This is a genomic window from Nonomuraea sp. NPDC049421, assembly GCF_040677005.1.
GTDB lineage: Bacteria > Actinomycetota > Actinomycetes > Streptosporangiales > Streptosporangiaceae > Nonomuraea > Nonomuraea salmonea.
Genome location: NZ_JBFAQA010000001.1, coordinates 614,832 through 634,923, shown reverse-complemented (window position 1 = coordinate 634,923; position 20,092 = coordinate 614,832). Strand labels below are relative to the sequence as shown.

The 20,092-nt window shown below is 72.0% G+C and carries 25 protein-coding genes; 7 read left to right on the top strand and 18 right to left on the bottom strand.

What is annotated here, in order from left to right; genetic code table 11:
* Positions 1 to 26: 26 nt before the first annotated feature.
* From trpB to AB0K18_RS02900, 7 genes are all read right to left on the bottom strand, one after another.
* Entirely contained in the window at positions 27 to 1,232 is a 1,206-nt protein-coding gene (trpB, locus tag AB0K18_RS02930) for a tryptophan synthase subunit beta (RefSeq protein ID WP_364909185.1), read from the bottom strand.
* 38 nt (positions 1,233 to 1,270) lie between these two features.
* Positions 1,271 to 2,110, bottom strand: a complete 840-nt coding sequence (gene trpC / locus AB0K18_RS02925; RefSeq protein WP_364908881.1) for an indole-3-glycerol phosphate synthase TrpC — start codon at positions 2,108 to 2,110, stop codon at positions 1,271 to 1,273.
* 122 nt (positions 2,111 to 2,232) lie between these two features.
* Positions 2,233 to 2,664, bottom strand: coding sequence for a DUF2752 domain-containing protein (locus AB0K18_RS02920; RefSeq protein ID WP_364564367.1), 432 nt, complete (start codon positions 2,662 to 2,664; stop codon positions 2,233 to 2,235).
* Between the two features lie 28 nt (positions 2,665 to 2,692).
* Complete coding sequence (locus AB0K18_RS02915) at positions 2,693 to 3,427, bottom strand: DUF4190 domain-containing protein (RefSeq protein ID WP_364908878.1); 735 nt, start codon at positions 3,425 to 3,427, stop codon at positions 2,693 to 2,695.
* Between the two features lie 110 nt (positions 3,428 to 3,537).
* Positions 3,538 to 4,107, bottom strand: a complete 570-nt coding sequence (locus AB0K18_RS02910; RefSeq protein ID WP_364908875.1) for a Trp biosynthesis-associated membrane protein — start codon at positions 4,105 to 4,107, stop codon at positions 3,538 to 3,540.
* A 4-nt stretch (positions 4,108 to 4,111) separates the two neighbouring features.
* Complete coding sequence (gene hisI, locus AB0K18_RS02905) at positions 4,112 to 4,471, bottom strand: phosphoribosyl-AMP cyclohydrolase (protein ID WP_364909182.1); 360 nt, start codon at positions 4,469 to 4,471, stop codon at positions 4,112 to 4,114.
* Positions 4,472 to 4,496: 25 nt separating this feature from the next.
* Positions 4,497 to 4,847 (bottom strand): STAS domain-containing protein, encoded by a 351-nt coding sequence (locus AB0K18_RS02900; RefSeq protein ID WP_364908873.1) that lies wholly within the window; start codon positions 4,845 to 4,847, stop codon positions 4,497 to 4,499.
* A 140-nt stretch (positions 4,848 to 4,987) separates the two neighbouring features.
* On the opposite strand from AB0K18_RS02900, the gene AB0K18_RS02895 reads away from it, so the two are divergent.
* Both AB0K18_RS02895 and AB0K18_RS02890 read left to right on the top strand, forming a co-directional pair.
* Positions 4,988 to 5,818 (top strand): MEDS domain-containing protein, encoded by an 831-nt coding sequence (locus tag AB0K18_RS02895; protein WP_364908870.1) that lies wholly within the window; start codon positions 4,988 to 4,990, stop codon positions 5,816 to 5,818.
* Positions 5,819 to 5,822: 4 nt separating this feature from the next.
* A complete protein-coding gene (locus AB0K18_RS02890; RefSeq protein WP_364908868.1) occupies positions 5,823 to 6,236 on the top strand; it encodes an ATP-binding protein in 414 nt (137 codons plus the stop codon).
* 36 nt (positions 6,237 to 6,272) lie between these two features.
* Here AB0K18_RS02890 and AB0K18_RS02885 read toward each other — a convergent pair whose 3' ends face one another.
* Positions 6,273 to 8,054: an ABC transporter ATP-binding protein gene (locus AB0K18_RS02885; RefSeq protein WP_364908866.1), complete on the bottom strand. Its 1,782-nt coding sequence runs from the start codon at positions 8,052 to 8,054 to the stop codon at positions 6,273 to 6,275.
* Positions 8,051 to 9,859: an ABC transporter ATP-binding protein gene (locus tag AB0K18_RS02880; protein ID WP_364909179.1), complete on the bottom strand. Its 1,809-nt coding sequence runs from the start codon at positions 9,857 to 9,859 to the stop codon at positions 8,051 to 8,053. The genes AB0K18_RS02885 and AB0K18_RS02880 overlap by 4 nt, the downstream gene beginning before the upstream one ends.
* Positions 9,860 to 9,975: 116 nt before the next feature.
* On the opposite strand from AB0K18_RS02880, the gene AB0K18_RS02875 reads away from it, so the two are divergent.
* The 3 genes from AB0K18_RS02875 (at position 9,976) to AB0K18_RS02865 (ending at position 12,387) form a co-directional block, all read left to right on the top strand.
* On the top strand, positions 9,976 to 10,605 hold the full coding sequence (locus AB0K18_RS02875) for a TIGR03085 family metal-binding protein (RefSeq protein WP_364908863.1): 630 nt from the start codon (positions 9,976 to 9,978) through the stop codon (positions 10,603 to 10,605).
* Positions 10,606 to 10,802: 197 nt separating this feature from the next.
* A complete protein-coding gene (locus AB0K18_RS02870; RefSeq protein WP_345401436.1) occupies positions 10,803 to 10,964 on the top strand; it encodes a hypothetical protein in 162 nt (53 codons plus the stop codon).
* 61 nt (positions 10,965 to 11,025) lie between these two features.
* The gene (locus AB0K18_RS02865; protein WP_364908860.1) at positions 11,026 to 12,387 is read left to right on the top strand and encodes a glutamine synthetase family protein; all 1,362 of its coding nucleotides are present in this window, start codon (positions 11,026 to 11,028) and stop codon (positions 12,385 to 12,387) included.
* A 6-nt stretch (positions 12,388 to 12,393) separates the two neighbouring features.
* Here AB0K18_RS02865 and hisF read toward each other — a convergent pair whose 3' ends face one another.
* Genes hisF through hisD form a run of 9 tightly spaced genes read right to left on the bottom strand, consistent with a single transcriptional unit; the run spans position 12,394 to position 18,401 of the window.
* Complete coding sequence (hisF, locus tag AB0K18_RS02860) at positions 12,394 to 13,155, bottom strand: imidazole glycerol phosphate synthase subunit HisF (RefSeq protein WP_364908857.1); 762 nt, start codon at positions 13,153 to 13,155, stop codon at positions 12,394 to 12,396.
* Positions 13,152 to 13,562: a Rid family hydrolase gene (locus AB0K18_RS02855; RefSeq protein ID WP_364908855.1), complete on the bottom strand. Its 411-nt coding sequence runs from the start codon at positions 13,560 to 13,562 to the stop codon at positions 13,152 to 13,154. The genes hisF and AB0K18_RS02855 overlap by 4 nt, the downstream gene beginning before the upstream one ends.
* A 20-nt stretch (positions 13,563 to 13,582) precedes the next feature.
* Entirely contained in the window at positions 13,583 to 14,305 is a 723-nt protein-coding gene (priA, locus tag AB0K18_RS02850; protein WP_364908853.1) for a bifunctional 1-(5-phosphoribosyl)-5-((5-phosphoribosylamino)methylideneamino)imidazole-4-carboxamide isomerase/phosphoribosylanthranilate isomerase PriA, read from the bottom strand.
* On the bottom strand, positions 14,306 to 14,647 hold the full coding sequence (locus AB0K18_RS02845; protein WP_364908851.1) for a hypothetical protein: 342 nt from the start codon (positions 14,645 to 14,647) through the stop codon (positions 14,306 to 14,308).
* Positions 14,644 to 15,279, bottom strand: coding sequence for an imidazole glycerol phosphate synthase subunit HisH (hisH, locus tag AB0K18_RS02840; protein WP_364908848.1), 636 nt, complete (start codon positions 15,277 to 15,279; stop codon positions 14,644 to 14,646). Before hisH ends, AB0K18_RS02845 begins: the two co-directional genes overlap by 4 nt.
* Entirely contained in the window at positions 15,276 to 15,431 is a 156-nt protein-coding gene (locus AB0K18_RS02835; RefSeq protein WP_364366130.1) for a hypothetical protein, read from the bottom strand. The genes hisH and AB0K18_RS02835 overlap by 4 nt, the downstream gene beginning before the upstream one ends.
* Positions 15,428 to 16,021, bottom strand: coding sequence for an imidazoleglycerol-phosphate dehydratase HisB (gene hisB, locus AB0K18_RS02830; protein ID WP_345401418.1), 594 nt, complete (start codon positions 16,019 to 16,021; stop codon positions 15,428 to 15,430). Before hisB ends, AB0K18_RS02835 begins: the two co-directional genes overlap by 4 nt.
* Positions 16,018 to 17,088 (bottom strand): histidinol-phosphate transaminase, encoded by a 1,071-nt coding sequence (locus AB0K18_RS02825; RefSeq protein WP_364908845.1) that lies wholly within the window; start codon positions 17,086 to 17,088, stop codon positions 16,018 to 16,020. Before AB0K18_RS02825 ends, hisB begins: the two co-directional genes overlap by 4 nt.
* The gene (gene hisD / locus AB0K18_RS02820) at positions 17,085 to 18,401 is read right to left on the bottom strand and encodes a histidinol dehydrogenase (protein WP_364908842.1); all 1,317 of its coding nucleotides are present in this window, start codon (positions 18,399 to 18,401) and stop codon (positions 17,085 to 17,087) included. The genes AB0K18_RS02825 and hisD overlap by 4 nt, the downstream gene beginning before the upstream one ends.
* A gap of 411 nt (positions 18,402 to 18,812) precedes the next feature.
* Here hisD and AB0K18_RS02815 point away from each other — a divergent pair, with 411 nt between their 5' ends.
* Positions 18,813 to 19,016: a hypothetical protein gene (locus AB0K18_RS02815; protein ID WP_364908839.1), complete on the top strand. Its 204-nt coding sequence runs from the start codon at positions 18,813 to 18,815 to the stop codon at positions 19,014 to 19,016.
* Between the two features lie 48 nt (positions 19,017 to 19,064).
* Positions 19,065 to 20,069, top strand: a complete 1,005-nt coding sequence (gene ligD / locus AB0K18_RS02810) for a non-homologous end-joining DNA ligase (protein ID WP_364908838.1) — start codon at positions 19,065 to 19,067, stop codon at positions 20,067 to 20,069.
* Positions 20,070 to 20,092 lie beyond the last annotated feature (23 nt).

Genomic DNA, 20,092 nt, shown 5'->3' with positions numbered 1-20,092 from the left:
CTTCGGGCGTCAGCGGGCCGGCGGTGTCACAGGTTGAAGTACTTCATGGCCGTGCCCATGTCCTTGTCGCCGCGCCCGGAGAGGTTGACCAGGATGATCGCCTCGGGGCCGAGCTCGCGGCCCAGCTCGAGCGCCCCGGCGAGCGCGTGGGAGGACTCGATGGCGGGGATGATGCCCTCGGTCCTGGCCAGCAGCGAGAACGCGGCCATCGCCTGGTCGTCGGTGACGCCGTGGTAGGTGGCGCGGCCGGTGTCCTTGAGCCAGGCGTGCTCGGGGCCGACGCCGGGGTAGTCGAGGCCGGCGGAGATCGAGTGGGACTCGATGGTCTGGCCCTCGTCGTCCTGCAGGACGTAGGTGCGCGAGCCGTGCAGCACGCCGACCGAGCCGGCGGTGAGGGTGAGCGCGTGCTCGCCGCTCTCCAGGCCGTGGCCGGCGGCCTCGTAGCCGTGCAGCTGAACGTCCTCGTCGCCGATGAAGGCGTGGAAGGCGCCGATGGCGTTGCTGCCGCCGCCGACGGCGGCGCAGACCGCGTCGGGCAACCGGCCGGTCAGCTCGAGCATCTGGCGGCGGGCCTCGACGCCGATGATGCGCGCGAAGTCGCGCACGATCTCGGGGAACGGGTGCGGGCCCGCGACGGTGCCGAACAGGTAGTGGGTGGTGTCGACGTTGGTCACCCAGTCACGGAACGCCTCGTTGATGGCGTCCTTGAGGGTCTGGGAGCCGTTGGTGACGGGCACCACGGTCGCGCCGAGCAGCTTCATCCTGGCGACGTTGAGCGCCTGGCGCTCGCAGTCGACGGCGCCCATGTAGATGACGCACTCGAGGCCGAGCAGCGCGGCGGCGGTGGCGGTGGCCACGCCGTGCTGGCCGGCGCCGGTCTCGGCGATGACCCGCTTCTTGCCCAGCCGCTTGGTCAGCAGCGCCTGGCCCAGCACGTTGTTGATCTTGTGGGCGCCGGTGTGGGTGAGGTCTTCGCGCTTGAGGATGACGCGCGCGCCGCCGGCCTGCTCGCTGAAGCGCGGCACGTCGGTCAGCGTGGTGGGGCGGCCGGCGTAGGTGCGCAGCAGGTGGTCGAACTCCTTGATGAACTGCGCGTCGTTCTTGGCCTTCTCGTAGACCGCGGCCACCTCGTCGAGCGCCGGGATGAGCGCCTCGGGCACGTATCGGCCGCCGAAGATGCCGAACTTGCCGTGCACGTCGGGGTCGTCGCCGTGCGCGCCGTTGCCCGCCAGGTCGGCGGCGGTCAGGATGGTGCCTTCGTTTGCCACTGCTATCCCTCTGCTGAGTGGTCGGGGCGCGTCGACGGATGAGCACCGGCGGTCACCAGCGCCTCCACTGCCTTGCGCGGATCCTTGCCGGTGACCAGGCTCTCGCCCACCAGCACGGCGTCGGCGCCGGCCCTGGCGTAGGCGAGCAGGTCGTGCGGGCCGCGCACGCCCGACTCCGCGATCTTGATGACATTATCCGGGATCTTGGGCACGATCTTCGCGAAGACGTCGCGGTCGACCTCGAGTGTCTTGAGATTTCGCGCGTTGACCCCGATGACCCGCGCGCCGGCCGCGACGGCCCGCTCGAGCTCCTCTTCCGTGTGCACCTCGACCAGCGGGGTCAGCCCGATGGACTCGGCGCGCTCGATGAGCGAGACCAGCGCCTCCTGCTCCAGGCAGACGACCATGAGCAGGGCCAGGTCTGCGCCGTGGGCGCGGGCCTCCCACAGCTGGTAGGAGGTGAGGATGAAGTCTTTACGCAGGATCGGGATGTCGACGCGGGCGCGGACGGCGGCGAGGTCGTCGAGGCTGCCGCCGAACTTGCGCCGCTCGGTCAGCACGCTGATGACGTGGGCGCCGCCCGCTTCGTAGTCGGCCGCCAGCGCGGCGGGGTCGGCGATCGCGGCGAGCGCGCCCTTCGACGGGCTGGAGCGCTTGACCTCGGCGATCACCGAGATCCGGTCGCCCCCGAGCGCGGCCATGGCGTCTCTGGGCGGCTGCGCCCGCTCGGCCCGCTGCTTGAGCTCGTCCATCGAGACGGCCTGCTGACGTGCGGCGAGGTCGGCGCGCACCCCGTCGAGGATGTCGTCGAGGACACTCGGCCCTTCCGTCCGCTCACTCACGCGCTGAGGTCCCTCCGGTCGGCTTCTGGGGGTGTGGCGGAGAGTTCGCGTCGGCGTCCGCTCTCTGCCTCGTCCTGCGATGGTATCGGCCTCAGTGAGGCGCCCTCACCACCGGTCCCCGCCTATGGGGCGAGGAACGCCCCGAAAGGCAGATTACGGACTACCCAGTAGACCATGACGACCACGATGAACGCCCACAGCCACGCCGGGTGTGGCACGGCGGTGCTCATGGACCTGCCCCGCCACGCCCGCACGACCCAGCGCCCCCACCAGAACAGCAGGATCGGCAGCATGACCACCAGCAGGGGGTTGAGGCCGAGCGCCGCCACGGGGTCGAGGTGGGCCAGCGCGTGCATGGTGCGCAGCGTGCCGCACCCCGGGCAGTAGAGGCCGGTGATCCACAGGAACGGGCAGGTCGGGTAGTGGCCTGGCTCGTTGGGGTCGACCACGGCGGCGACCACGAAGGCCGAGCAGGTGACGGCCGCGACGCCGAGCGGCGGGAGCAGGACCTTCAGGCGCCGCGTGCCTGTCCGCTCGGTTGTCGCGTGGCTCATGTCCCCAGTATCCGCCTTTGCTGGACGCTCAGTAGTCGTACGTGGCGGTGGCCGCGGTGCTCAGCCCGATGAGCGAGAGCAGCATGCCGCCGAAGATGATCCAGCCCAGCACCCACAGCACGACGGTGATGTAGGAGGTGACCAGGCCGCCGACGGCCATGCCCGAGCCCTCTTCGCCGGTGCGCTTGATCCGGTTGAGCGCGATGTGGCCGAGGATCACGCCGGGGATGCTGGTGAGGCCGCAGAAGACCAGGCCGATGATGCCGAGGACGAGCGAGGCGACCGCCATGCCGTTGGTGGAGCGGGGCTGCTGGGGCGCGCCGTAGTAGCCCTGCTGCTGCTGGTCGTAGCCGTAGCCCTGCTGCTGGGAGTAGCCGCCGCTCGGGGGCATCTGGCCGTAGCCGAGGTCCTGGGGGTAGCTGGGCGGCTGCTGGCCGTAGCCGCCGCTGCTCTGGGGCTGCTGCCCATAGCCACCGCTGCTCGGCGGCTGCTGGCCGTAACCTCCGCCGCTCTGCGGCTGCTGGCCGTAGCCGCCCCCGCTCGGCGGCTGCTGGCCGTAGCCTCCGCCGCCGCTGGGAGGCTGCTGGTTGTACCCGCCGCCTCCACTCGGGGGCTGCTGGCCGTAGCCGCCGCTCTGGGCCTGCTGACCATAGCCTCCGTCGTAGCCCGGCTGCTGCTGGCCATAACCGGGCTGCTGCCCGTAGCCGCCGCCCGGTGGTTGCGCGCCGTAGCCGCCGCTACCGCTCTGATCCCCGTAGCTCATGAGCTGGCTCCTCAATCATTCGTGGCGAGTTGATACGGCAGCTTAGTGAGGAATTCTTTGCCAAGAAGACAAGGACTCAGAACAGTGGAGGTTTCGACATCGGGCCGTGTTCAGCGGCCTTCGGTGGGGTCGTCGCCCCTGTCGAGCGCCTCCCACAGCGCCCTGTCCTCGCTGACCTGCGCCTTCGCCTCGCCGGGCGTGCCCTGTGCCCGGTCGTAGCGGGCGGACATGCCCGCCCACCGGGCGCCCCGCACGATCGCGGTGACGCCGCCGGCGAGCATCAGCAGCGCGCCCGCCGCCGCGACGGCGGGCCACAGCGGCGCGGTCTCCCACGGCACGTCGGTGGCGCCGCGCAGCGCGTTCTGCTCGGCGAGCCAGCCGGTGACATTGGACGCGCCGAGCGCCGTCCAGGTCGCCGCCGCGGCGCCCGCGCCGCACAGGGCGAGCACGGCGCCGACGACGCGGCGGCCGGTGCCCCTGCTGGCGAGCACGGCCACCACACCGGCGAGCCCGGCCAGCGCCACGGGGGTGAGCACGGGGCTGAGGTCGCCGCCGGTGGGCGCGGCCACGCCGCTCTGGAGCACCCGCGCCCAGTCCTGACCGGCCGCGACGAGCACCAGCAGGCAGCCGAGCACGGTCGCGGCGACCCAGATCCACAGCTCCCGCTTGTCGCTGCGCATGGTGTCAGCCGGCCACGATCTCGAACTGGTCGGCGTCGAAGCAGGTGCGGTCGCCGGTGTGGCAGGCCGCGCCGACCTGGTCGACCTTGACCAGCAGGGTGTCGCCGTCGCAGTCGAGCGCCACGGACTTGACGTGCTGGACGTTGCCCGAGGTGCCGCCCTTGACCCACAGCTCCTGGCGGCTGCGCGACCAGTAGGTGGCCTTGCCGGTGGTGAGCGTCCGATGCAGGGCCTCGTCGTTCATCCAGGCCAGCATGAGCACCTCGCCGGTGTCGTACTGCTGAGTGATCGCGGGCACCAGGCCGTCGGGGTTGCGCTTCAACCGCGCGGCGATCTTCGGGTCGAGGGACATGCTGCCATTCAACCAGGCCACCGCCGCGCCCCCGCCGTCAGGCGAGCGCCTCTGGAAGGGTGTCGTAGATGGGGAAGAGGGGCGCGAGGTTCGTCCTGCGGAGCCTGCGCAGCACCTGGCCGTCAGGGGCGACGAGCGCCATCGTACGGTCGCGCTCGCGCAGCGAGGCGAGCAGCCGCACCAGCACGCCCAGCCCGGTGGTGTCGATGAAGGTCAGCGCTGTCAGATCCACGACGAGTGTGGAGTCGTGAGCGGCGACCGCTTCGTCCAGACATTTCCGCACTTGGGAGACGTTGTCGACGTCCATCTCCCCCGCCAGTCTCACCACCACCGAACCCCCGTGATGGTGTCGCGACATCTCCAGCACATCCACGTCCATGCTCCTCATGACCCCTCCCGTGGGCGGCTCCGCCGAAAACGTACACCGGACCAGACCGGATCACCGTGCGTTTTGCTGAGAATGCGGTACGTGATCACATCCGGGCGAGTACTTTCTGACTCGACCGCGTGCTAGGGGAGGGCAGGATCGTGGTGCACGTCGCGGGCTCCGTCCTGGATCCGGATCTTGGCGATCACGTCTGCCTGCCGTTCGACGGCGAGCGGGAGCGGATGACGCTCACGCGGGCGTTCACCGTGAACGGCCTGCGCCGCCGTACCAAAGTGGTGATCATCACCCACACCGACACCCCCGAGCGCACGCGCGGGTGGCTGGCGCCGCTGGTGCCGGGGTTCGCCGACGCCGAGCAGGCCGGCCAGATCACGATCCTGGCCTGCGCCGACACCCACTTCACCGACGGCTTCCTCGACCTCGCGCGGCTGCACGCCGAGCTGAGCGACGCCCGCGACCAGGCGCGCAGGGACGGCAGGCACGGCGTGTACGCGCTGGTCGACGCCTCCTGGGGGCTGGGCGACGTGCCGGGGCACGCGGCGTTCGAGGCGGCCGTCAACGAGTTGTTCGGCGAGGGCTGGCTGGCGGCGGTCTGCCAGTACGACCGCGGCGTCTTCCCCCGCGACGCCCTCGACCGCGCCGCCGCCGTGCACCCGATCTCCCCCGAGCAGGCGCTGCTGCGCTTCGCGCACGCCGAGTCGGGGCTGCGGGTGTGGGGCGACGTCGACCTGACCAACAGGCCCGCGTTCGCCTCCCTGCTCGAGCGGCTGGAGAAGGAGCCGGGCGAGGTGGTGATCGACGCGGCCGGGCTCGAGTTCATCGACGCGGGCTCGGCCCAGCTGCTGACGATGACGGCGATGGCCAGGCCGCGCGGCACGACGACGGTGCTGTGCCGCGACCCGATGGCCCGGGTGCTGCGGCTGATCGGGGCGGACGAGTACATCGCCGTACGACGGGCGGACGATGTGTAGACAGGTGCTCTGCACCGCCTTCGCGCGCGGCCGCATCACGCTCCTGCGCAGGACCGTCACCGAGCACGCCACGGCCGAGGGGCTGACCGGCCGCGGCCTTGAGGACTTCGTCCTGGCGGTCAACGAGATCGTCACGAACGCGGTCCTGCACGGCGGCGGTCACGGCCGGCTGCGGCTGTGGTCGCACGCCGGCCGGCTGTGGTGCGAGGTCAGCGACGAGGGCCCCGGGCTGCCCGCCGGGTGGATGGGCGACGGGCGCCCGCCCGAGGGGCTCGACTTCCGCGGGCGGGGGCTGTGGCTGACCGGCATACTGTGCGACCAGGTGATGATCGTGTCGGGGCCGGCCGGCACGACGGTGATGTTCTCGGCGCTGCTGAGCGACGCGCCGAGCCGCGAGCCGGCCGCCGCCCTCCTCTGAGCGTCCTCATAGGAGCGCCCTCATAGGAGCGCCCTCCTATGAGCGGGCCGCCGACACCCAGGAGGCGTGCAGGTCGGCGTACACGCCGGGCTCGCCGACCAGCTCGTCGTGCGGGCCCCGCTGCACCAGGCGGCCCGCGTCGAAGACCAGCACCTCGTCGGCGTTCTCCGCGGTGGACAGCCGGTGGGCGATGGAGATCGCGGTGCGTCCCCTGGTGACGCCTTCGAGCGCGCGGGCCAGGCGCACCTCGGTGGCCGGGTCGACGGCGGAGGTGGCCTCGTCCAGCAGGAGCAGGTCGGGGTCGGCGAGGTAGGCGCGGGCCAGCGCGACGAGCTGCCGCTCCCCCGCCGACAGCGACTCGCCGCGCTGACCGACCGGCGTGGCCAGGCCCGCGGGCAGGCCCTCCAGCCAGTCGGCCAGCCCCAGCTCGGTCAGCGCCAGCTCGATCTCCTCGGCGGTGGCCGACGGCTTGCCGTAGCGGATGTTGTCCTCCAGCGTGCCGTCGAACAGGAAGCCGTCCTGCGGCACCATGACGATGCGCTCGCGCAGCGAGGAGAAGCGCACGTTCCGCAGGTCGTGGCCGTCCACGGTGACGCGGCCCGCCGCCGGGTCCATGAGCCTGGTCAGGAGCTTGGCGAAGGTGGTCTTGCCCGAGCCGGTCTCCCCCACCACGGCCACGCGCGAGCGCGGCGGAATGGCGAGCGTGATCTCGCGCAGCACGGGCGCGCCGCCTGGGTAGGAGAAGTGCACGTCCTCGAAGGCCACCTCGATGGGGCCGCGCGGCAGCACCACGCCCTGCTCACCGGGGTCGCCGACGTCGGGCGGGGTGTCGAGCACGCCGAGGATGCGGCGCCAGCCCGCGACCGCGTTCTGGGCCTCGTTCAGCACCTCGGTGGCGGTCTGCAGCGGCGAGACGAACAGCGTCACGAGGAACAGGAACGCCACCAGCTCGCCCTGCGTGATGCCGCCCGACAGGCCGAGCTGCACGCCGAGCAGCACGATGCCGGCGATGGCGACCGCGGCCACGATCTCGGTCAGCGGGAAGACGAACCCGACGATGGTCTGCGCCCGCACCTGGGCCTTCTTGTTGGCGTCCACGGCCCGGTCGACGCGCTCGGCGGTGCGCCGCTCGGAGGCGTAGGCCCTGATGACGGCGGCGCCGACCACCGACTCGCTGACCGCGGCCAGCATGTCGCCGGTGCGCTCGCGCACGGTCGTGTACGCCCGCGACAGCAGCCGCTGGAAGCGCGGCAGGGCGATCATCAGCGGAATGAAGCAGACCCACACCAGCAGCGTGAGCTGCCAGGAGTAGACGAACATCAGCACCGTGGCCACGAAGAGCTGGCCGAACGACACGATGATCATCAGCCCGCCCCACTGCATGAACGTGCTGATCTGGTCGATGTCGTTGGTGACGCGGGAGACCAGGGCGCCGCGGCGCTCGGTGTTCTGGGTGAGCACCGACAGGTCGTGCACGTGGCGGAAGCCGCGGACGCGGAGCGTGGCGAGCGAGGACTCGGTGGCCTTGTAGAGGCGGACGTTCATGACGTACCCGGCCAAGGCGGTCAGCACCACCGCGGCGGCGCAGATCACCACGGCCTTGGTGATGTACGAGACGTCGGGCGTGCCGTTCTTGAGGCCGGTGTCGATGGTCTGCTGCACCGCGACCGGCACGATGACCTTGCCCAGGGTGGCGATCACGGCCAGCGCCAGCGTGCCGAGCAGGCCCTTGCGGAACTCGGGCGTCAGCGACAGGCCCTGGCGGATCGTGGCCAGCGCGGAGCGCTCGGCGTTGCCGTGGATGCTCTGCGCGGTCATGCGCTGACCCCTTCTTCCTCGATGTCTATGTCCGCGTCGATGTCCGACAGCTCGATCGCGGTGCGCTCGGCCTCCTCGCGCTCGTAGGCGGTCACCAGGTTGCGGTAGCCGTCGCAGCGCTTGATGAGCTCGTCGTGGGTGCCGCGGTCGACGACGCGGCCGTGGTCGAGGTAGACGACCTCGTCGGCCAGGGCGATGGTGGCCATCCGGTAGGCGACGACCACGACGGTGGACGCCTCGGCGGCGTCCCGCAGGCCGTACAGGATCTTGGCCTCGACCTGCGGGTCCACGCTGGAGGTGGCGTCGTCGAGGATGAGCAGGCGGGGGCGGCGGGCCACCGCGCGGGCCAGGGCCAGGCGCTGGCGCTGGCCGCCGGACAGCGAGGCGCCGCGCTCGCCGACGCGGGTGGCGAGGCCGTCGGGCAGCCGGCCGACGAAGCCGTCGGCCTGGGCCAGGCGCAGGGCGGCCCAGACGTCGTCGTCGGAGACCTCGGCGCCGAGGGCGACATTGCCGCGTACGGTGTCGTCGAACAGGAACGTCTGCTGCGGCACCAGCGCCACCGAGGCGGCCACGGCGCCGTAGGGCAGCTCGCGCAGGTCCACGCCGTCGAGCAGCACCCGCCCTGAGTCGGGGTCCACCAGCCGCACCAGGAGCTGCACGAGCGTGGACTTGCCCGACCCGGTGGGGCCGACCAGCGCGACGGTACGCCCGGCGGGGACGTCGAAGGTGACGTCGTGCAGCACCTGGGCCTCGCCGTAGGCGTAGGAGACCCCGCTGACGCCCAGCTCGGCGGGGGCGTCGGAGGCCGTGGCGGCGGCGCTGCCGTACTCCATGGAGCCGTCGGCGTCGAGCACGGCCTGCACCCGCTGCCAGCCGACGACGCTGCGCGGCAGCTCGGCCAGCACCCAGCCGAGCGCCCTGATGGGGAAGGCCAGCAGCGTGAACAGGTAGGCCACCTCTACCAGGCCGCCGGGGTCGATCGCGCCCGCGGACAGCCGGGCCGCGCCGACGGCCAGCACGGCGAGCACGCCGAGCGTGGGCAGCGCCTCCAGCATGGGGTCGAACAGGCCGCGTACGCGTCCGACGGCGATGTTGGCGTCGCGCAGCTCGTGGGCGCGCCGCCGGAACCGGTCGGTCTCCAGCTCCTCCCTGCCGAGCGTCTTGACGACGAGCGCGCCGTCGAAGCTCTCGTGGGCGATCTCACTGACCTCGGCGCGCAGCTGCTGCGCGCGGGTCGCCAGGGGGCTGAGCCTGCGCTGGTAGAGCAGGTTGAGCACGGCGATGGCCGGGAAGATGAGGAAGCCCACGAACGCCAGCACCAGGTCGGTCACCACCATCGCGACCGCCGCGGTGACCAGCATGACGATCACGCCGACGGCCATCGGCAGCGGCGCGAGCGGCGCCCAGGCGGCCTCGGCGTCGGCGCTGGCGTTCGACAGCAGCTGCCCGGTCGGGTGCCGGTGGTGCCAGGCCAGCGGCAGCCGCAGGTACTGCTTGGTGACGTCGCGGCGGGAGCGGGCCTGCATGCGGTACTGCAGGACGCCGGCCAGGATGCGGCGCCCCGCCACGCCGATCGCCTTGAGCAGCGCGGCGCCGACGATGAGCAACACGCCGGTCCACATCGCGCCCGCGGCGACCTCGCCGTCGGCGAACGCGGCCAGCACCACGTTCTGGGTCGCCCACCCGAGGGCGGAGGCGGAGGCGACCGTCATGCCGCCGTAGACGGCGCTGGCCAGCACCGCAAGGGTGAAAACCAGCTTCTCGGTGCGAATGGCCACCCCAAGGACGCGGAGTCCTTGACGCATCACGGCCGAGGTGACCTTGCTCGCCACTCGGTGGGTTTCCTCTCATGTCTGTCATTTGTACTTATGTCACTATCACTCCCGATCAGTCGGTTATTCCCAGCGGTAGGCTGATCCACGTGACTCACGCTCGTGGCGAACGCACCGCGCTCTGCGATCTGCTCGACCGGCTCGGCCCAGAAGCGCCGACCCTGTGCACGGGCTGGACCACCTACGACATGGCCGCGCACCTCGCGCTGCGCGAGCGCAGGCCCGACGCCATGGGCGGCATCGCGCTCAAGCCGCTCGCCGGCTACACCGCCTCGGTGCAGCGGCGGCTGAAGGACCGCCACCCCTACCCCGAGCTGGTCGGCCTGGTCCGCAAGCCGGGCGGCGTCTACGGCCTGCTGCCCGCGCTCGACGAGGCGGTCAACACGCTGGAGATGTTCGTCCACCACGAGGACGTGCGCCGCGCCCAGCCGGGCTGGGAGCCGCGCGAGCTGCCCGAGGACCTCGAGCGGCTGATCTGGAAGCGGGTCTCCACCGGCGCCCGGCTGATGCTGCGCAAGTCGCCCGTCGGCGTGGTGCTGCACCGGCTCGGCGGCGGCGTGGTGCTCGGCGGCCCCAAGGGACACGCCCGGGTCGAGGTCACCGGCAGGGCGGCGGAGCTGCTGATGTTCTGCTTCGGGCGGCAGGAACACGCCCGGGTGGAGCTCACCGGGGATCCGGCCGCGGTGGCCGCGCTGCGCGAGGCGACCCTGGGCGTCTGACCTTCCCGGGTCAGGGCGGCCGGGGGTTTCGGATGCGCGGAAAAACCGGCGGGGCAGGCGCTCGCGCGCCGTCCGCTGCCCTTACCATGGCATAGGAAAGAAGCCCCCCGGTTAGGATCATGTACATCTTCAGAGATGCCTAAGGATCGCCCAGACTCGGGTATATACGGCTGGGAACGAACTGCAGGAGGCCCCCCATGCAGGTCAAGAAGGTGATCACCTACGTGGCTGTCGCGTTCGTGGTCTTCTACCTGTTCACCCGGCCGGCCCAAGCCGCCGCCGCGGTCAACGGTGTGTTCGACGGAATCGTCCACGGAGCCAACCAGCTGGCGGTGTTCTTCTCGAGTGTTCTGACCTGACGGGTGGTTCTGTCTGCGTGAGGTGCTTCCCCGCGGTGCCCAATCGTGTTACGCAGACAGGATGACAGATCGCCTCACCGGCACCAGACCTCGTCAGCTCGACGTCGCCGCCCGGCGCGTCCTCGAACGAGCCGAGCTCGAGGGCATCGAGCTGATCCGTTTCCTGTACGCCGACCACGCAGGCGTGATCCGCGGCAAGGCGGCGGCACGGTCCCGGCTGGCCGAGCGGCTCAGCTCGGGCATCGGCCACACGGTGGCCATGATGGCGATGAACATGCTCGACCAGTTGCAGGAGGTCGAGCACATGGGTCCGGTGGGTGAGGTGCGCATCGTCCCCGACGCCACCACGTACGTCCCGCTGCCGTACGCGCCCGGCGCCGCGGCGATGCTGTCGGACCTGCGCATGCCCGACGGCTCCCCGTGGGCGGCCTGCCCCCGCACGTTCCTGAAGGACGCCGTCGCCGAACTGCGCGCCGAGGGCTACACGCTGGAGGCGGCCTTCGAGCCGGAGTTCACGCTCGGCCGCCGGCTGCCCGACCCGTCGGGCGGTCCCGACCGGCTGGTGCCGATCGACGACTCGCTCTGCTACGCGGCGATCGGCTTCGACACCGCCCACGACTACGCGATCAAGCTGGTCCGCGCGCTGGAGACGCAGGGCCTGCGCGTCGAGCACTACCATCCCGAGCTCGGCCCCGGCCAGCAGGAGCTGTCGATCCGCCACGCGCCCGCGCTGCGCGCCGCCGACAACCACGTCCTCTACCGCGAGACCGTGCGCGGCGTGGCGCTGCGCATGCAGATGTGGGCCTCGCTGGCCCCCAAACCGCTGGCCGACCAGGCCGGCAACGGCGCCCACCTGCACCTGTCGCTGTGGAGCGACACGCGCAACGTCTTCGCCTCCGACAACGAGGTGCGGGACGGCTTCATCGGCGGCCTGCTCGCCCACCTGCCCGCCCTGACCGCACTGACCTGCGGCAGCGTCAACGGCTTCCGCCGGCTGGCGCCGCGCATGTGGGCGAGCGCGTACGCGGTGTACGGCCCCGACAACCGCGAGGCCGCCGTGCGCGTCTGCTCCCCGCTGGGCGAGAGCGGCGAGCCCAACCTGGAGCTGAAGCCGTCTGACTCGGCGGCCAACCCCTACCTGTCGCTCGGCGCGGTCATCCACGCCGGCCTCGACGGCGTCAGGCGCAAGCTCGACCCGGGCGAGGCGGTGGGGGTCGACCCCGACACCCGGCCTGGCCGCTACCCGCGCCTGCCGTCCTCACTGGAGGAGGCGCTGGACGCGCTGGAGGCCGACGAGGTGCTCATGGAGGCGCTCGGACCGCTGCGGCGCAGCGCGTATCTGGCCGTCAAGCGGTCCGAGGCCGCGGCGTTCGCCGGCAAGGACACCTCCTACGAGCTCTTCCACCACCTGCGGGTGTTCTGAGCCCGCTCAGCGGACGGGGTGGCCCGCGTTCCTGATCGTCTCCTTGACCTCGGAGATCTTCAGCGTGCCGAAGTGGAACACGCTGGCCGCCAGCACCGCGTCGGCGCCCGCCGCCACGGCCGGAGGGAAGTCCTGCAGGCGGCCGGCGCCGCCGCTGGCGATCACCGGCACCCGCACGGCCGCCCTGACCGCGCGCAGCATCTCCAGGTCGTAGCCGTCGAGCGTGCCGTCGCCGTCCATCGAGTTGAGCAGGATCTCGCCGGCGCCCAGCTCCTCGCCCCTGGCCGCCCACTCCACCGCGTCGATGCCGGTGCCGCGCCGCCCGCCGTGGGTGGTCACCTCGAAGCCGCTGGCCGTCCCCGGCGCCCGCCTGGCGTCCACGGACAGCACGACGCACTGCGCGCCGAACCGCCTGGACGCCTCGGTGAGCAGCTCGGGCCTGGCGATGGCGGCCGTGTTGAGCGACACCTTGTCGGCGCCCGCCCGCAGCAGCCGGTCGACGTCGTCGGCCGACCGTACGCCGCCGCCCACGGTCAGCGGGATGAAGACCTGCTCGGCCGTCCTGCGCACGACGTCGAGCATGGTCTCGCGCTCCCCTGAGGAGGCGGTGATGTCGAGGAAGGTCAGCTCGTCGGCGCCCTCCTCGTCGTAGCGCCTGGCCAGCTCGACGGGGTCGCCCGCGTCGCGCAGGTTCTCGAAGTTGACGCCCTTGACCACGCGCCCGGCGTCCACGTCGAGACAGGGGATGACTCTTACCGCCACGGTCATGTTCGCAGTGCCTCGATCTCGATCTCTACCAGCATCCTCGGGTCGACCAGCCCGGCCACCCGTACGCCGGTGCACGCGGGGCGCACCTTGGCGAAGACCTCGTGGATCGCCTTGCCCACGGGGTCGAAGTGACGTTGCTCCACCACGTAGTAGCGGACCATGACGACGTCCTCACGCGTCAGGCCGCCCATCAGGACGGCTTCGAGCGCGATCTCGATCGCGGTCAGGGCCTGCCGATGCGGGTCTCCGACGTGGCGTACCTCTCCGTCGACCGTGGCCGTGCAGCCGGACACGATCACGCGCCCGCCCGCCACCACCGCGCGGGCGTAACCGTACTTCTCCTCCCAGATGCCGCCCGAGAACACCCGGTAACCGGTGCTCTCCATACCGATGCTGCTGATACTCATCTCGCCCCCTCCCGGCACAGCTACACGCGTACCGCGGCCAGCGCGTCTTCCAGGGTGAACGCGTGAGCGTACAGCGCCCTGCCCACGATGGCGCCCTCCAGTCCGTCGGGGACGAGGGAAGCGAGAGAGACCAGGTCATCGAGGCTGGAAACGCCGCCGCTGGCCACCACGGGCCTGTCGGTGCGGGCCAGGATGCGGCGGTAGAGGTCGAGGTTGGGGCCCTGGAGCATGCCGTCCTTGGTGACGTCGGTGACGACGTAGCGGGGGCAGCCGTCGGCCTCGAGCCGGTCGAGCACCTCCCACAGGTCGCCGGCGTCCTCGGTCCAGCCGCGGGCGGCCAGGGTGGTGCCGCGCACGTCGAGGCCGACCGCGACGCGGTCACCGTGCTCGGCGATGACCTTGCTGCACCAGGACGGGTTCTCCAGCGCGGCGGTGCCGATGTTGACCCGCCTGCAGCCGGTGGCCAGGGCCGCGGCCAGGGAGTCGTCGTCGCGGATGCCGCCGGACAGCTCCACGTTGACGTCGAGCCTGCCGATCACCTCGGTGATCAGCTCCCGGTTGCTCCCCCGGCCGAACGCGGCGTCGAGGTCCACGAGATGGACCCACTCCGCGCCCGCCTCCTGCCAGGCCAGCGCGGCGGCCAGTGGCGCGCCGTAGCCGGTCTCGGTGCCGGCCTCGCCCTGCACCAGGCGTACGGCCTGGCCGTCGGCGACGTCGACGGCGGGCAGCAATGTGAGAGACATTCAGGTCCTCCGGTCGAAAGCGAGAGTCACGACTACGGGCACGAACAGCACCGACAGCACCAGGACCGCGAAGCTGATCGGGAAGGACCCCCACACCAGCCACGCGATCACCTGGACGAGCAGGAAGCCGAGCGCCACCACGGCGTTCTGGGCACGGTGGCGGCGGGCGAGCAGGCCGCTTTGCCGGTAGAAGCGCACCGGCCGTGCCGTCGGACGGGGCGTGAGGCGGGTCAGCAGGGCACGGCGTCTGGCCGCGCGGGCCTGCCGTTCCTCGTTGGCCCGGATCGCGCGCGCCCGCTCGGCCTCCCGCTCCGCCCTGCGGCGCGCACGCTCCTTGCTCACGTCAGCGCCTTCAGCCAGTTTCGCAGCAGGGCGGCTCCGGCGTCGCCGGACTTCTCCGGATGGAACTGGGTGGCCATGAGCGGGCCGTTCTCCACGGCGGCGACGAACGGCACGCCGTGCTCGGCCCAGGTGACGACCGGCTCGGCGAACCCGTCGCCGGGCCGCAGCACCCAGTCGCGCACGCCGTAGGAGTGCACGAAGTAGAAGCGGGTGTCGGCGTCGAGCCCGTCGAACAGCACGCTGCCGGCGGGCGCCTTGACCGTGTTCCAGCCCATGTGCGGCAGCACCGGCGCCTCCAGCCGCTCGACCGTGCCGGGCCACTCGCCGCAGCCCTCGGTCTCGACGCCGTGCTCGACGCCGCGCGCGAACAGGATCTGCATGCCGACGCAGATGCCCAGCACCGGCCGGCCACCCGACAGGCGGCGGCCGATGATCTGCTCGCCGCGCACCGACGTGAGGCCCGCCATGCAGGCCGCGAACGCGCCCACGCCCGGCACCACCAGGCCGTCGCACTCCTGCGCGGCCCGCACGTCGGACGTCACCGTCACCTCGGCGCCCGCCCTGGCCAGGGCACGCTCGGCCGAGCGCAGGTTGCCCGAGCCGTAGTCGAGCACCACGACGTTCTTCTTCACCACCACAACACCCCCGCCGTGATCGCCATCACCGCGCCGACCGCGCAGATCGCCGCGCCGATCTTCAGCCCCTGTTTGGCCAGGGAGAACACACCGCCGCCCAGGAACAGCCCGATGAACACCATCACCCCGGCGAGCAGGTTGTCGGTCATAGCACGCCCTTGGTGCTCGGCACCCCGCTGGCCCGCGGGTCGAGCTCGGACGCCTCGCGCAGCGCCCTGGCCAGCGCCTTGAACTGGGCCTCGACGATGTGGTGCGCGTTGCGGCCGTAGGGCACGTGGACGTGCAGGCAGATGGCCGCCTGCGCGACGAACGACTCCAGGATGTGACGGGTCATCGTCGTGTCGTACTCGGGGCCGATCATCGGCGCCATGCCCTCGGGCTCGGTGTGCACGAGGTAGGGGCGGCCCGACAGGTCGACGGTGACCTGGGCGAGCGACTCGTCCAGCGGGCACGACGCGCTGCCGAACCGCCGGATGCCGGACTTGTCGCCCAGCGCCTCGCGGAACGCGGCGCCCAGCGCCAGCGCGGTGTCCTCGATCGTGTGGTGGGAGTCGATGTGGAGGTCGCCCTCGGTCTTGACCGTCAGGTCGAACAGTCCGTGCTTGCCGAGCTGCGCCAGCATGTGGTCGTAGAAGCCGACCCCGGTGGCCACCTCGACCCGGCCGGTGCCGTCGAGGCCGACCTCCACCAGGACCGAGGTCTCCTTCGTGACACGCTCGACGCGACCTACGCGGCTCACATTGCTCCTTCCAGGGCGGCGCGGAAGGCCGCCATCTCCTCGCCCGTGCCGATCGACACACGCAGCCACTCGGGCGGGCCCACCTCGCGGATGAGCACGCCGCGCTCCAGCATCCCCTCCCACACCCCGCGCCGGTCGGGGAAGCGCCCGAACAGCACGAAGTTGGCGTCGGAGTCGGCCACCTGAAGGCCCTTGCCGCGCAGCCAGGCCACCGTGTCGTCACGCTCGCGGCGCAGCGCGTCGACCGTGCCGAGCAGCTCGCCGCGGTGGCGCAGCGCCACCCGCGCCGCCGCCTGGGTGAGCGTGGACAGGTGGTACGGCAGCCGCACCAGCAGCAGCGCCTCGACCACCGCCGGGTGCGCCGCCAGATAGCCGACACGGGTGCCGGCCATCGCGAACGCCTTCGACATCGTCCTGGTGACGATCAGCCTCGGGTGGGCGGGCAGCAGGGTGAGCGCCGACGGCGTGCCCTCGCGGGCGAACTCGGCGTAGGCCTCGTCGACCACCACCATGCCGGGAGCCGCCGACAGCACCGCCTCGATCGTCTCCAGCGGCTGCGCCGTGCCCGTCGGGTTGTTGGGCGAGGTCAGGAACACCACGTCGGGACGGTGCTCCTCGATCGCGGCGACCGCCTTGCCGGGGTCGATCGAGAAGTCCTCCTCGCGCGTCGCCCTGATCCACTCGGTGCTGGTGCCGCCGGTGATGATCGGGTGCATGGAGTAGGAGGGCTCGAACCCGATGGCGGTGCGGCCATGGCCGCCGAACGCCTGGAGGATCTGCTGGAGCACCTCGTTGGAGCCGTTGGCGGCCCACACCTGCGCGGCCGTCAGGCCGTGACCGAGGTAGGCGGCCAGGTCGGCGCGCAGCTCGGTCGCGTCTCTGTCGGGGTAGCGGTTGAGCTCGCCGGCCCGCTCGCCGATCTCCCTGGCCAGGTCGGCGACCAGGGCGGGCGAGGGCGGGTAGGGATTTTCGTTGGTGTTGAGGCGTACGGGGACGTCGATCTGCGGCGCGCCGTAGGGCGTCTTGCCGCGCAGATCGTCGCGGATGGGCAGGTCGTCGAGGTTCACGCGGTCTCCGTCGGCACTCGCCAGTCGAATCGGGCGCGGATCGCGGCGCCGTGCGCGGGCAGGTCTTCGGCGTCGGCCAGCACCGACACGTGGGCCGCCGCCCCGGCGAGCGCCTCGCGGGTGTAGTCGACGACGTGGATGCCGCGCAGGAACGACTGCACCGACAGGCCGCTGGAGTGGCAGGCGCAGCCGCCGGTGGGCAGCACGTGGTTGGACCCGGCGAGGTAGTCGCCGAGCGAGACGGGCGCGTAGGGGCCGACGAAGATCGCGCCGGCGTTGCGCACTCGCGCCGCCACGGCCGCCGCGTCGGCGGTCTGGATCTCCAGGTGCTCGGCGGCGTAGGCGTCGACCACCTTGAGGCCGTCGTCGATGGAGCTCACCAGCACGATGCCGGACTGCCGGCCGCTCAGCGCCTCGGTGATGCGCTCGGAGTGGCGGGTGGCCGAGACCTGGCCGGGCAGCTCCTTCTCGACCGCGTCGGCCAGCTCGGGGCTGGTGGTGACCAGCACGGCGGCGGCGATCGTGTCGTGCTCGGCCTGGCTGATCAGGTCGGCGGCGACGTGGACGGGGTCGGCGCTCTCGTCGGCGAGGATCGCGATCTCGGTGGGGCCGGCCTCGGAGTCGATGCCGATGCGGCCCTTGAGCAGCCGCTTGGCAGCGGCCACCCAGATGTTGCCGGGGCCCGTGACCATGGTCGCGGGCTCGCACTCCTCGGTGCCGTAGGCGAACATCGCCACCGCCTGCGCCCCGCCCACGGAGTAGACCTCGTCCACGCCGAGCAGCGCGCACGCGGCCAGGATCGTGGGGTGCGGCAGGCCGCCGAACTCCTTCTGCGCGGGGCTCGTCACCGCCAGGGAGCCGACGCCCGCCTCCTGGGCGGGCACGACGTTCATCACGACGCTGGACGGATAGACCGCGCGGCCGCCGGGGACGTAGAGGCCCACCCGGTCGACGGGCACCCACCGCTCGGACACCGTGCCGCCCGGCACGACCTGGGTGGTGACGTCGGTGCGCCGCTGGTCGCGGTGGACCAGCCTGGCCCGCCTGATCGACTCCTCCAGCGCGGCGCGCACCCGGGGATCGAGCCCGGCGAGCGCGTCGCGCAGGGCCTCGGTGGGGACGCGGGCGGAGGCGATCTCGACACCGTCGAACCTGGCGGTCAGCTCCCGTACGGCTGCCGCCCCGCGATGGCGCACCTCGTCGCAGATGGGCCGCACCTTCTCCAGGGCGGCCTCGACGTCGAGCTCGGCGCGGGGCAGCACGTCGCGCAGGTTCGCCGGCAGGGAACCGCGCATGTCGATACGGGAAATCACCCCCACAGTCTACGGAGTCCGGGCTCCGGGTCAGGCGGCGTCCACCATGCGGACAGGCTGCTCGCCCGAGGGGCGCCCGCCGTGGAAAGCCGACGGCCGCGGGGGGCGGCGCTCGCCGACGCACGCCCCTCGCGGCCGTCATGACCCCGGACCGGGCCTGCCGGGGCCGGCGCCGTGGCCGTCACGGGGGTACGGCCACGGCCGGGGAAAGCCAGAGGAAACTCCACTGCCCCGCAGGCGCGCCCTACTAACGCACTTCTTCAAGAAAAACTTTGTGCCATCACAAGGTGACGTTACGTGAAATTTGCCCACGATGTCCCGCTGCCGCGCGGCGCGGGGCCGGGAGCGGGTCGCCGGCGGCGGCGTCCGACATTATCTGTCCATTATGTCCGGACCTTTACCCTTACCGGCATGGGACAGTGGCACGGGCCTGACGGCCTGCTCGTCGAGGCGATCATCTTGGACGATCGCCCGCTCCTTCGTGTCTCCCACCGCGTCAACGGCCGCACCTACCTGCGCGGATACTGCGCCACCGTCGCCGAGCTCCACAAGCACGGCGTGGACCTCGCCGAGCTCGTGGAGCGCACGGAGGACAGGCCGCTTGACCATCTGTAGACCCCTGCCCGCCGCTGTCGATCAAGCGGGCGGGGTACGGCATGCACCATGGTCCGGCTGCCGGTCTACACGCCCATGCTGGCCCAGGCCGGCACCCTGACCTCCGTCCAGGGCCCCGGCTGGGCCGTGGAGATGAAATGGGACGGCGTGCGCGCCCTCGCCTACGTCGAGGACGGCGCCGTCCGCCTGATGTCGCGCAACGCCAAGGACATCACCCCCGCCTACCCCGAGCTCCAGCTCATGGCCGGCGCCACCGGCGGCCACGACGCGGTCATCGACGGGGAGATCGTCGCCTTCGACGACGCCGGGCGGCCCAGCTTCGAGGCCCTGCAGCCCCGCATGCACCAGCGCAACCCGGCCGCCGTGGCCGCGCTGACCAGGGCGGTGCCGGTGACGTACATGGCCTTCGACATCCTGCACCTCGGCGACGCCGCCACCGTCGCGCGGCCCTACACCGAGCGGCGCGAGCTGCTGGAGAGCACGCTCACGCCCGGCTACCGGTGGCAGGTGCCCGTCTGGTTCACCGACCACGCCCAGCGCGCCTTCGAGTCCTCGCAGCAGCTCGGGCTCGAAGGGGTCGTGTGCAAGCGGCTCGCCTCGCCGTACCGGCCGGGGCGGCGCAGCAGCGAATGGACGAAGGTCAAGAACGTCAGCACCGCCGAGGTCGTCATCGGCGGGTGGAAGCCGGGCAGCGGGCGGCGCTCGGGCACGATCGGGTCGCTGCTGCTCGGCGCGTACGACGACGCGGGCCGGCTGAGGTTCGTCGGCCACGTCGGCACCGGCTTCACCGACCAGGTGCTGCGCGACCTGCGCGACCGGCTGGCCCCGCTGGAGCTGCCCGGCCCCCCGTTCGGCGACGAGGTGCCGCGCGAGCACGCCCGCGACGCCCACTGGGTACGCCCTGAGCTGGTCGGCGAGGTCCAGTACGCCGAGGTCACCGGCGACGGCCGGCTGCGCCACCCCTCCTGGCGCGGGCTGCGCCCCGACCGCGAGCCCGCCGAGGCCCGCACCTCCGGGCTGCTCCCCCACGAGGGCGACGCGGCCGCCGGCTGACGCCCGACACGCCACCCCTGACC

Bases quoted from the DNA above. Each gene is read 5' to 3' on its own strand.
- AB0K18_RS02920 (WP_364564367.1), bottom strand. From the start codon at position 2,664: ATGAGCCACGCGACAACCGAGCGGACAGGCACGCGGCGCCTGAAGGTC.
- AB0K18_RS02915 (WP_364908878.1), bottom strand. From the start codon at position 3,427: ATGAGCTACGGGGATCAGAGCGGTAGCGGCGGCTACGGCGCGCAACCA.
- AB0K18_RS02910 (WP_364908875.1), bottom strand. From the start codon at position 4,107: ATGCGCAGCGACAAGCGGGAGCTGTGGATCTGGGTCGCCGCGACCGTG.
- AB0K18_RS02900 (WP_364908873.1), bottom strand. From the start codon at position 4,847: ATGAGGAGCATGGACGTGGATGTGCTGGAGATGTCGCGACACCATCAC.
- AB0K18_RS02885 (WP_364908866.1), bottom strand. From the start codon at position 8,054: ATGACCGCGCAGAGCATCCACGGCAACGCCGAGCGCTCCGCGCTGGCC.
- AB0K18_RS02880 (WP_364909179.1), bottom strand. From the start codon at position 9,859: ATGCGTCAAGGACTCCGCGTCCTTGGGGTGGCCATTCGCACCGAGAAG.
- AB0K18_RS02870 (WP_345401436.1), top strand. From the start codon at position 10,803: ATGCAGGTCAAGAAGGTGATCACCTACGTGGCTGTCGCGTTCGTGGTC.
- AB0K18_RS02865 (WP_364908860.1), top strand. From the start codon at position 11,026: ATGACAGATCGCCTCACCGGCACCAGACCTCGTCAGCTCGACGTCGCC.
- hisF (WP_364908857.1), bottom strand. From the start codon at position 13,155: ATGACCGTGGCGGTAAGAGTCATCCCCTGTCTCGACGTGGACGCCGGG.
- AB0K18_RS02855 (WP_364908855.1), bottom strand. From the start codon at position 13,562: ATGAGTATCAGCAGCATCGGTATGGAGAGCACCGGTTACCGGGTGTTC.
- priA (WP_364908853.1), bottom strand. From the start codon at position 14,305: ATGTCTCTCACATTGCTGCCCGCCGTCGACGTCGCCGACGGCCAGGCC.
- AB0K18_RS02835 (WP_364366130.1), bottom strand. From the start codon at position 15,431: ATGACCGACAACCTGCTCGCCGGGGTGATGGTGTTCATCGGGCTGTTC.
- AB0K18_RS02815 (WP_364908839.1), top strand. From the start codon at position 18,813: ATGGGACAGTGGCACGGGCCTGACGGCCTGCTCGTCGAGGCGATCATC.
- ligD (WP_364908838.1), top strand. From the start codon at position 19,065: ATGGTCCGGCTGCCGGTCTACACGCCCATGCTGGCCCAGGCCGGCACC.